This window comes from Holdemanella hominis (assembly GCF_014306155.1).
Taxonomy (GTDB): domain Bacteria; phylum Bacillota_I; class Bacilli_A; order Erysipelotrichales; family Erysipelotrichaceae; genus Holdemanella; species Holdemanella hominis.
In genome coordinates this window covers 1-9,415 of the sequence record NZ_JACRWH010000067.1, presented here as the reverse complement: position 1 = coordinate 9,415, position 9,415 = coordinate 1, and the positions used below count along the sequence as shown (strand labels likewise).

Below are 9,415 nucleotides of genomic sequence, written 5' to 3'. Positions count from 1 at the left end.
TACTAAAATTATAACAACATGGGATGATATTCTATAAGTGCCTTAAAGATAAGGCAATGAATATAGAAATAAACCAATATTCATATCTCTCTCCTAAAAAAATAATAATAAACAAAAAGAAACCATTCTAGACGCCAACACTAGAATGGTTTTCTTATTTTAGGCATACGCATTACATACTTTAATCACAAAACGCATCAAGGCATATAAATCTTTATATGTTTCTTTTTTGATACGAACCGTACAATCATCCATCTTTTCTACATTGTCCATACGAGATACAAAATCCGCATTTCGACTATGATGGAATGTTATTTCCATTGTGTGAGATGAAGATATAGCTGGTTTTTCATCTGCTTTTAAAGCTTCTTGAATGCCATATGTATATCTATTCTTCAACTCATTAAAGCTACAACACAAAGCACACTGATTGTTTAATGTTTTCTTTGTTTCCACAAATACACAACCAAGTTCTTCTTCTACCTGCTTACCATATTCACTATCACCACTTGCTAAGATAACTGGCACTCCAAATTCGTTTGCCAACAATCGATTTATGCCACTTTCCCCGAGTTCTTTCCCATCTACTACAATTTTTCGTACCATAGTACCCCAAATCGTATGAGCCATAACGCCTGATGAGTTACAGCGAGAATGATATCCAATAAATAATGCTCCATCAAAAGAATCATCTAAACCTTCCATCATCCCAAATTCCTTATAAGCTCCATTTGCGGACACAAAAGCAGCTCTAGGATCTAATTTTGAAGGAAGAAGATTATCCATATTTCCATGACTATCATTGACCACAACTTCTTCTACGCCATTTTGAAACAATAAATCAATCACAAGATTTACTTCATTCATCATATTTGTACAATATTCAGAATATAAGTATCCATTCTTAGATGTATTTGCCGGATTGCTGTTTCCCCAAATACCTTCAATATCGGCTGATATATATATTTTCTTCATCTAAAACACCTCTACAGAACGATCTAATATTCCGTTCATTTTCGCAATCGCAATACCATAATTTGTGAATGGCACATGCTGTTTCTTACATTCTTTTACGCGTGACTGCACTTCTTTTTCATTCAACATACATGCACCACAATGAATCACAACACTATATTTCGAAAGATCTTCTTTAAATCCTTGTCCAGAAGTAAATTCAAACGTAATATTCTTCTTTGTATAATTCAAGATCCATTTTGGAAGCTTGTCCGTACCAATATCACCACACTGTCTATGGTGCGTACACCCTTCACTAATCAATACACAATCCCCATCTTGAAGATGATCCAATTGATTGGCCCCTTCAAGCACTGTAGATAAGCTTCCTTTTAAGCGTGCCATAAGAATAGAGAAAGAAGTTAAATGAATAGATTTATCTACGATTTGACTTACCTTGTTAAAAGCCTGGGAATCTGTAATAACCAGTTTTGGAGTAACCTTCTTTAAGGTTGCATCCAATTCTTCTACCTGACAAGTCATACCAATCGCATGATGATCTAAAATATCTCTTAATACAAGTTGTTGAGGCAAAATCAATCTTCCTTTAGGAGCCGATTGATCAATTGGAATAACAAGCACAATAACATCGCCCGAATCAATTAAATCACCAATAATTGTCTTTTCTTTCTGTTTCTTTACGACACTAGCCAACAATTGCTTTAATCCATCTATATTGTCATTGTTTAGAGCACTCACATAGATTTCATTAGAAGCCAGTTCTTTCTTTTCTTCAATCAAATCACACTTATTAAAAACTATAAAATAAGGTAATTTATTTTCTTTAAACATGTCAATCAAATCCAAATCTATTTTTTGTAGACCTACATTCGCATCAACGACCAATACGGCCATATCCATTGTTTTTAAAACTTCTAACGTTCTTTTGATTCTCAATTCACCCAAAGCACCTTCATCATCCATACCCGGCGTATCCACAATCACAACAGGTCCAATCGGCAAGATTTCCATTGATTTCTTTACTGGATCTGTCGTAGTTCCCTTTATATTAGAAACTAAAGACATACTCTGGTTGGTAATCGCATTGACTACACTGGATTTTCCAGCATTTCTTAAACCGAAAAATCCAATGTGTGTACGATTTGCGCTTATCGTACTATTTAAATTAGACATAATTAGAACCTGAAATCTCTACGATTGCTTGACTTGATCGCATCCACATTGTCACGAGCAATTTGTTGAGCTTTCGCATTTGGAATCTTGTTAAATTCTTTTTCAATCAACTCAAAACCAATTCTCTTTGTATCTTCACTCGCATAATCCACTAAAAATTCACATAAAGTCATCAATGCGTTAGGATGACAACAATTTTGAATTTGCCCTGTCTTACACAAAGACATGAAACGATCTCCTGTTCTTCCTTCTCTATAACATGCCGTACAGAAAGATGGAATGTAACCTAACTCCATCAGCCAGTTCACAACTTCATCTAATGTTCTTTGGTCAGATACATCAAATTGTTCTGAATCATGAGGACGTTCTTCTTCTGTATATCCACCAACAGATGTACGACTTGCCCCGCTAATTTGAGATACACCTAAGTGAAGCATTTTTTCACGAACTTCTTGAGATTCACGTGTAGAAATAATCATTCCAGTATATGGAACGGCAATACGGATACATGCTGCAATCTTTTCAAAGATTTCATCATCCAAACTATTATCGAACGCTTCTGGATCAATATCATCTGCATGTTTTACACGAGGCACACTAATTGTGTGTGGACCTACACCGTGAACAGCTTCTAAGTGTTCTGCATGCATCATTAAGCCGGCAAATTCATATTGGTAGCCTTCCAAACCAAATAATACACCCAATCCAACATCATCAATTCCACCTTCCATGGCTCTATCCATAGCTTCTGTATGATAGTCATAATCGTGTTTAGGTCCTGTTGGATGCAACTCTAAATAACTCTTTTTATTGTATGTTTCCTGGAATAAGATATAAGTTCCTATTCCAGCTTCCTTTAATTTACGATAGTTTTCTACCGTTGTAGCCGCAATATTTACATTGACACGGCGAATTGCACCATTCTTGTGTTGAATCGAATAAATAGTTTTAATAGAATCCAAGATATATTCGATTGAATTGTGTACTGGATCTTCGCCTGCTTCAATAGCTAAACGTTTATGTCCCATATCTTGTAGCGCTATAACTTCATCACGAATCTGATCTTGTGTTAATTTAATACGTTTAATATGTTTATTCTTCATGTGATAAGGACAATATACACATCCATTTACACAATAATTTGATAAATATAATGGGGCAAACATCACAATACGATTACCATAGAATGCTTGTTTAATTTCATTGGCAAGCTTATACATTTCTTCTACTTTTTCAGGAATGTCACAAGCTAAAAGTACACTTGCTTCACGGTGTGTTAAACCCTCACAATGAACACCATGCTCTGTCTTTTGTGGACGAGCCTTATTTAAAATTTGATCAATCAATTCAACATTATGTTTGTTCTTTTCGGCATATTCAATTGTTTCAAGAATTTCTTCATGACTAATAAATTCTTCTGCCTTTAATGATTTTGGGTTATAATTACTCATTTTTTATATCTCCTCTTTTATTTTTTAATATCTCCACGATCAGTTACAATCTTGTATCCTATTGAATCCATACGCCTTGATAAACAATCTTTACATTCTGCACTCTCTTCGCCTGTACAAATTTTATTATCATACAATGCATATTTTTTTCTGACACTCACCGGCGATAAATTAGGCATAACTACATTGGCTCCCGCAAGAATTCCCTTTTCTCTTCCTTGAGGATCAATCGTTCCTAAAGCTGTTGTAGCAGGAAGTAAAATGTTTGGTTGAATCAAACGAATCAAAGACAATAAGAATAAAGTTTGATTCAAAGTTCCACACGTCATATCTTTAAACGGTGTATCCTTTTGCGAAATAAAAGGACCAATACCACACATGTCAGGTTTAAATGTTTCAATAAACTTCAAATCCATCGCCAAAGTTTCACTGGTCTGATAAGGTGAACCTATCATGAAGCCACATCCTACTTGATATCCGATTTCCTTTAAGTCTTTTAAACACTGCATACGATGATCAAAAGACATATTTTTTGGATGCAGCTTTGCATAATGATTTTTACTTGCCGTTTCATGTCTTAATAAATAACGATTGGCTCCCGCATCAAACCAAGCCTTAAATGTATCTCTATCTTCTTCACCTAAAGAAAGGGTAATCGCACAATCTGGATATTCACTACGAATCTTTTGAACTACATTTGTGACAAAATCCTTTTTATAAATTCCTTCGCCACCTTGCAAAACAAAAGTGCGAAAACCAAGTTCATAACCTTCTTTGCAGCAATGCAGAATATCTTCTTCGGCTAATATATAGCGATCACAATTTAAATTGGACTTGCGAATCCCACAATAGAAGCAGTCGTTGCGACAATAATTTCCCACTTCAATAAGTCCACGTACATAAACTGAATTCCCATATATTAACGTAGCTTGTTCTTTCGCTTTATTAGCAGCATATAGGCGTAAAGCATCATTTTCAGCTTCAATTAAAGTTTTATATTCTAATAAACTTAAAGAGTGTTCTCTTTCAAGTTTATCAATCAATCGATATGCTTCAATCATGGCTAATCACATTGGAATAGGCTGTTTTCACACTAATTCCTTGTATATTTCCTAATTTACCTGCCAAAGCAGCAATTGTATTTTGTGGGGCATCTAAAGCAATTGAAATTACACTTATATGTTTTTGTTTGTAAGGTATTCCCATTCTTCCAATAATATATTCACTATATTCATGAAGAATTTCATTCAATAGATTCACTGCATTTGTATCTTCTACAATAATTCCCATCACGGCAACACGTGTTTCCATATTCATCTCCTTCTTAAAGAAAAAAGCCATACTCCACACACAAAAAGAGCATAGCCATAGTTCTACTTACAAATTTCTTATAAGCACCTTTCACGCAGAATTCTCTTAATGTTGGGAGCAATTTTCTTTATACCTTATATAATACACGAAAATGTGATAGATTTCACAAAGAATAGTTAGTTGTATATAATTTAATACTCTTTTAACATAATTCTTGATATAATTAGAAGAAGAAGTTCCCATATGAAAGATCCTTATTTTCCAAGAAAAAAATTCATTACGAACTATATTGTCGCAATTATTACTTTCATTTTGACTTTGATTATGGGAATCGTGATCTTCTTTAACGGCATTTCAATTACGGTTGAAAATAATTCTAGAAAAACTCCGATTATCATGTTGTAAGGCGAAGTGAGCATTTAAATACAATATTAAATATCAACTATTCCTATTTAAATGTACTTACACAAGAACTACCTAAATCTCAAGATTTATTTTCAGAGGATAATGTTTCTTTAATTCAAGACTTTATGAATAATACAGATTTAAATCGAACAGCAATCATCGATCCAAATGGAAATGCTCTGTATGATAATGAAGTCATAAAAAATGTAGCTCATCGTCGATATTTTAAAGAATCTATGTAAGGCAATCAATCTCTTTCAGATCCATTAGAAAGTAGTGTTGATCAAAAAACACGTGTTATTTTATGCGTGCCCATCTTTAGAGTTAGACAAGTCATTGGTGTAGTAGGCGGTTCTTACAATGTCATAAAACTAGCAATATGTTGTTTGATGATCTGTTTGAGGAACAAGGAAAAAGTTTTATTGTCGATCAAGATGGAAATCTAATCACTAAAGATAAACAGTATGAAAAAAAGCATAAGCTAAATATAGTCGATAATTTATTTAATGTCTGTAATCAAAAGAAAATCAAAACCGATTTTAAGAAACAAAAATCAGATCTTATCTTAACTCAAACAAAAAAGAAAGAATCTTTATATTTAGCTTATTCCCCGCTAAAAATCAATGATTGGATGGTCGGCTATATCGTACCGGTTCATGCAGCTCAAGAATCATATACATTTATTATTCACTATGAAACTTTATTGGCAACATTTTTAGGATTGATCGTATTTAGTCTTATAGTGTATTTGGCTCATTCAAGTTCAAGATAAAATAAGTATTTGATTCATTTATCTGAAATTGATCCATTAACTTCCATTTTCAATAAGGAAACAACGCAAAAACTCATTGATCAAAAACTAAATAATAAAGAACATTGTTGTTTCTTGATTCTTGATGTAGATGCCCTTAAATCCGTTAATGATAATTATGGTCATGCGGTAGGTGATAAAGTCTTAGAAAACTTGAACTTACTCTTTAAGAATCATTTTAGACAGAGTGATATTGTTGGAAGAATTGGAGGAGATGAATTTATTATTCTAATTCAAGATGAAAATATTGCTGAATCTAGAATTCAGTCTCTACTTCAAAAAGTCAATGAATTAAAGATTGAAGAATTAAAAGATTTCAAATTATCAATCAGCATTGGAATTGCCTTTGCCCCTAATGGAACAACCTTTATGGAACTGTATCACCATGCCGATCAAGCCTTGTATCAAACAAAACGAACAGGCAAAAACAATTATAAAATATATAAAAATGACGAGAACTAAATCTCGTCGTTTTCTTATACATTCGTGTAATTAAAGCTCATTAAATCAACAGGCTTATCCTTAATATAATTTTTGATTTCTAAGCCTTCTAGTTTAGCTGGACGAACTACTATTTCGTTTTTAACTACATCTTCTTTAACCAGCTTCATCTGTTTCATTTGTGCAAATAAATCCTGCAAAACTTCCATTCTTTTAGGGATACCCCTATACACATATTCAATTGCACTTTCACTTAACGCTAGGCTTCTAGAAACATATTTCTTGCCATTCTTTTCAGCATTATATTGAATATAGAACCAGAAACGTAACATCTGTAAGTTCTCACCTTTACTATTTTTCAAAAAGATGTCCTTCCAAGATGAATTTACTACTTCTTCTCTTTCTTTCTTTACAGAAGACTTCTTTTCTTTTAATAACTTTTCGCTTGGCTTATCAATAATGCTCTTGTTCATCAATTCTTCCATTTCGATATCCGTGAACTTGATAACATAAATTTTTCTACCATTCATTTCACTATCACGAACCAAACGAACACTTTTTAATTTACGAATCAACATATCCATAGATGGTCTTTCTGTACTTCCATCCAGTAAGCGGAATACATATTGATTGGCTTGGACACTTGTCAATTCGTTTTCATATACCCAGTCATGCGTTTCTGCATACGGGTTTTTTACTGCCATAAATCTAGCGTAACAAAATAATCTTAAAGAAAGGGCGGCTGCACCATTCTCATTACTGTTTACGTTTTTAATAAAACGTTCTCTATTTTTCATCAACATTTCTGTACTCATTAAATCTCTCCTTGAAAAAATTCGAACGCAATAGATTATATCATCATTTGTAAACTTTTGCAGAAATAATTGCTTGTTTCCAAGTAATTATTTCGACAATTCGATAAATTCTTCAATTCTTGATTTTGCGGTTTCTAATGCAGAAATCCAGAAAGCTTCATCCGTTAAATCAACACCCAATACTTTAGCTGTATCTTCTACCGATGCAACCGTTGTTGTGTGTAACATCTCTTTGTATTTAGGAACGAATTTTTCTTTACCCATCTCTTGATATTTCACAACTAAGCCTCGCGCAAACAATCCACCAAAAGCATATGGCCAGTTATAATAACTTAGATCTGAAGAATAGTAGTGTGATTTACAAACCCACATATATGGATGTAAACAATTTGGATCAAGTCCATCGCCATAAGCTTGTTTTTGTGCGTCCAACATAATTTCATTCAACTGATCCTTGAATAAGAACTCATCACTTCTTCTGTCAAATACGGCTTTTTCAAATAAGTAACGAGAATAAATATCACAGATGATCTGACATAAGTCTTGAAGCTGATTTTCAATCAAACCTAGTTTAACTTCTTTATCCTCTGTTTCATCAATCACTGCATTCATAATGATATTTTCATTGAATGTGCTTGCCGTTTCTGCAACTGGCATAGAATACTCCCAATTTAATGGTCTATGACTTTCAATGTTTAATCCATGATATGCATGTCCAAGTTCATGAGCCAAAGTAACTACGTCACCAAGTCCTCCATCAAAATTAGTTAATACGCGTGATTGTTTCACAAACGGCATATTGCAGCAGAAAGCTCCACCGACTTTTCCTTTATGTGGATAAAAATCAATCCAGTTATTGTCAAAAGCTTCTTCCATCATATCGGCCAAGTCATCAGAAAATGGTCTAAAATGATTAACCAAATATTCTTTTGTAGTTTCTGGAGTAAAACTTGTCGTAGCTGATTTTCCAATTGGCGCAAATAATTCATACCATGGAAGGCCATTTTCATACCCTAACATTTCAGCTTTTCTTTTCAAATACTTATGGAATACTGGCAAGTATTTCTGCATTGCACTAAGAAGTGCATCTAATGTTTTTTGGGATACATGAGACTGGTGTAGCGTCATATCCATTGGACTTGTATAGCCACGCATTTTAGCTTCGGTAATCACTTGTAGTTTAATGTTGTTTAAAGAAAAACTTACTGCATCCGCAATAGGTGCATAACTTTTAAGTTCAGCTTCATAGGCAGCTTTACGAACTTCTTTATCTGCATCATACGCTAGATTACGAACCGATGCCAAAGGTAACTTTTTACCATCATATTCTACTTCCAATGAACTTGTGAGTAGACTTTGTTGCTTCTCCCAAGCAGAACCTGCAGAAATATTCATTTTGGCAAGTGCCTCTTCTACGTCTTCACTTAACAAATATTTTCCGCTTTCGTGAATATCATTTAAAAAATATTTGTATTCACAAAGTTCTGGACAATTTAAATAGCTGTTTAAATCCTTCATATCCGCAATATAGCGAGAGAATACTGCCATAGCCTTACTGGCTGTACTTGCGATAGTAGCTACTTTATCAATGGCTGCTGCTGCTTTCGCATTCGCCGTATTTGTGGATTGACTCAAAGATCCAAAACAACTCAAATGTTTTTCTAATAATTCAAACTCTTCTAATACTTTAACAATTTGAAGAAGATCTTTCTTTTCATTTTCATGACTTAAAGTCTTTGAAAGTTCATCCAATTCTTTTGCCTTCTTTTCAAAAGATGTTAGATCTTCACTAAATTTAGGATCATCAAATCCCTTGTACAATATGTCTAATGACCATTCTGAATTCATATCAATTTCCTCCAATTTATTAAATTATACCATAAGAAAGTAGGCGGCAGAGTTTAAATTCTGCCACCCCTTATCAAACCATACGTGCCCTATTAAGGCATACGGCTTACCAATGTGAGTTACATTTTAGAAAAGACTTAAATGTTGTGATTCGACTTATTTAGTGTATGCATACTGAAAGAACC

General features: G+C 33.6%; 10 protein-coding genes. 3 read left to right on the top strand and 7 right to left on the bottom strand.

The annotated features are described in order from the left end of the window. Positions 1 to 159: 159 nt before the first annotated feature. From H8911_RS11020 to H8911_RS11000, 5 genes are read right to left on the bottom strand one after another with little or no spacing between them, the layout of a single operon-like run. Positions 160 to 975: a M55 family metallopeptidase gene (locus H8911_RS11020; protein ID WP_186999689.1), complete on the bottom strand. Its 816-nt coding sequence runs from the start codon at positions 973 to 975 to the stop codon at positions 160 to 162. Next, positions 976 to 2,148 carry a [FeFe] hydrogenase H-cluster maturation GTPase HydF gene (gene hydF / locus H8911_RS11015; protein ID WP_186999688.1) on the bottom strand — a complete coding sequence of 391 codons (1,173 nt, stop codon included), beginning with the start codon at positions 2,146 to 2,148 and terminating at the stop codon, positions 976 to 978. It lies immediately after the preceding gene. Between the two features lie 2 nt (positions 2,149 to 2,150). Continuing rightward, positions 2,151 to 3,599, bottom strand: a complete 1,449-nt coding sequence (gene hydG / locus H8911_RS11010; RefSeq protein WP_117926104.1) for a [FeFe] hydrogenase H-cluster radical SAM maturase HydG — start codon at positions 3,597 to 3,599, stop codon at positions 2,151 to 2,153. Between the two features lie 17 nt (positions 3,600 to 3,616). Beyond that, positions 3,617 to 4,660, bottom strand: coding sequence for a [FeFe] hydrogenase H-cluster radical SAM maturase HydE (gene hydE / locus H8911_RS11005; protein WP_186999687.1), 1,044 nt, complete (start codon positions 4,658 to 4,660; stop codon positions 3,617 to 3,619). Further along, positions 4,653 to 4,910, bottom strand: coding sequence for a TM1266 family iron-only hydrogenase system putative regulator (locus tag H8911_RS11000; RefSeq protein WP_117926100.1), 258 nt, complete (start codon positions 4,908 to 4,910; stop codon positions 4,653 to 4,655). The genes hydE and H8911_RS11000 overlap by 8 nt, the downstream gene beginning before the upstream one ends. Before the next feature lie 243 nt (positions 4,911 to 5,153). Here H8911_RS11000 and H8911_RS10995 point away from each other — a divergent pair, with 243 nt between their 5' ends. From H8911_RS10995 to H8911_RS10985, 3 genes are all read left to right on the top strand, one after another. Then, positions 5,154 to 5,315, top strand: coding sequence for a hypothetical protein (locus tag H8911_RS10995; protein WP_158567627.1), 162 nt, complete (start codon positions 5,154 to 5,156; stop codon positions 5,313 to 5,315). A 379-nt stretch (positions 5,316 to 5,694) separates the two neighbouring features. After that, positions 5,695 to 6,087, top strand: a complete 393-nt coding sequence (locus tag H8911_RS10990; protein WP_186999686.1) for a PDC sensor domain-containing protein — start codon at positions 5,695 to 5,697, stop codon at positions 6,085 to 6,087. A gap of 9 nt (positions 6,088 to 6,096) precedes the next feature. Further along, entirely contained in the window at positions 6,097 to 6,588 is a 492-nt protein-coding gene (locus H8911_RS10985; RefSeq protein WP_186999685.1) for a GGDEF domain-containing protein, read from the top strand. 14 nt (positions 6,589 to 6,602) lie between these two features. Here the strand turns inward: H8911_RS10985 and H8911_RS10980 are convergent, their stop codons facing one another. Beyond that, entirely contained in the window at positions 6,603 to 7,382 is a 780-nt protein-coding gene (locus H8911_RS10980) for a hypothetical protein (RefSeq protein WP_117926837.1), read from the bottom strand. 87 nt (positions 7,383 to 7,469) lie between these two features. After that, the gene (locus H8911_RS10975) at positions 7,470 to 9,230 is read right to left on the bottom strand and encodes a M3 family oligoendopeptidase (RefSeq protein ID WP_186999684.1); all 1,761 of its coding nucleotides are present in this window, start codon (positions 9,228 to 9,230) and stop codon (positions 7,470 to 7,472) included. Positions 9,231 to 9,415 lie beyond the last annotated feature (185 nt).

Coding starts and splice junctions, on each gene's coding strand:
- hydG (WP_117926104.1), bottom strand. CDS start 3,599: ATGAGTAATTATAACCCAAAATCATTAAAGGCAGAAGAATTTATTAGT.
- hydE (WP_186999687.1), bottom strand. CDS start 4,660: ATGATTGAAGCATATCGATTGATTGATAAACTTGAAAGAGAACACTCT.
- H8911_RS10980 (WP_117926837.1), bottom strand. CDS start 7,382: ATGAGTACAGAAATGTTGATGAAAAATAGAGAACGTTTTATTAAAAAC.
- H8911_RS11020 (WP_186999689.1), bottom strand. CDS start 975: ATGAAGAAAATATATATATCAGCCGATATTGAAGGTATTTGGGGAAAC.
- H8911_RS10995 (WP_158567627.1), top strand. CDS start 5,154: ATGAAAGATCCTTATTTTCCAAGAAAAAAATTCATTACGAACTATATT.
- H8911_RS11000 (WP_117926100.1), bottom strand. CDS start 4,910: ATGGAAACACGTGTTGCCGTGATGGGAATTATTGTAGAAGATACAAAT.
- H8911_RS10975 (WP_186999684.1), bottom strand. CDS start 9,230: ATGAATTCAGAATGGTCATTAGACATATTGTACAAGGGATTTGATGAT.
- H8911_RS10990 (WP_186999686.1), top strand. CDS start 5,695: ATGTTGTTTGATGATCTGTTTGAGGAACAAGGAAAAAGTTTTATTGTC.
- hydF (WP_186999688.1), bottom strand. CDS start 2,148: ATGTCTAATTTAAATAGTACGATAAGCGCAAATCGTACACACATTGGA.